Raw genomic sequence first — 777 nt, forward strand, 5'->3', positions numbered from 1 at the left:
CCTTCTGCGAGATCGCCGTGGAAGAGGCGGTACGGCTCAAGGAAAAGGGCGTGGCCACCGAGGTGGTCGCGGTCAGCGTGGGCCCCAAGGCCGCCCAGGAGCAGCTGCGCACCGCCCTGGCGCTGGGCGCCGATCGCGCCATTCACGTCCAGACCGATGCGCGCGTCGAGTCGCTGGGCGCGGCCAAGGCGCTGGCCAAGGTGGTCGAGGCCGAGCAGCCGGAACTGGTGATCCTTGGCAAGCAGGCCATCGACAGCGACAACAACCAGACCGGCCAGATGCTCGCCGCCCTGACCGGCCGACCCCAGGGCACCTTCGCCTCCGAGGTCGCGGTCGAGGACGGCCAGCTCAAGGTGACCCGCGAGATCGACGGCGGCCTGCAGACCGTGCGCCTCCAGCTGCCGGCCATCGTCACCACCGACCTGCGCCTGAACGAGCCGCGCTATGCCAAGCTGCCCGACATCATGAAGGCCAAGAAGAAGCCGCTGGACGTCACGACGCCGGAGGAACTCGGCGTCGAGGTCGCCACGCGCCTCACCCTGGTCAAGGTCGAGCCGCCGGCTGAGCGCCAGGGCGGCGTCATGGTGGGCTCCGTGGATGAGCTGGTGGACAAACTCAAGAACGAAGCCAAAGTGCTTTGAAAACAGGAGCTGATCGCATGAGCATTCTGGTCCTTGCCGAACATCACGACGGCCAGCTGAGCCCGGCCACCGCCCACGTGGTCGCCGCGGCCCAGCAGATTGCCAAGGAGAGCGGCGGCGATATCGAGGTGCTGGT

The 777-nt window shown here is 68.0% G+C and carries 1 protein-coding gene and 1 pseudogene; both read left to right on the top strand.

Annotated features, from left to right (window positions below; genetic code table 11):
- Positions 1–641: electron transfer flavoprotein subunit beta/FixA family protein (locus CCD76_RS19415; RefSeq protein WP_143543358.1), on the top strand; the 641-nt coding region annotated here is incomplete at its 5' end.
- Positions 642–658: 17 nt separating this feature from the next.
- A pseudogene (locus tag CCD76_RS20555) lies at positions 659–777 on the top strand (electron transfer flavoprotein subunit alpha/FixB family protein); the annotation flags it as partial.

The organism is Salinicola salarius, assembly GCF_002179555.1.
GTDB classification, from domain to species: Bacteria; Pseudomonadota; Gammaproteobacteria; order Pseudomonadales; family Halomonadaceae; genus Salinicola; species Salinicola salarius_A.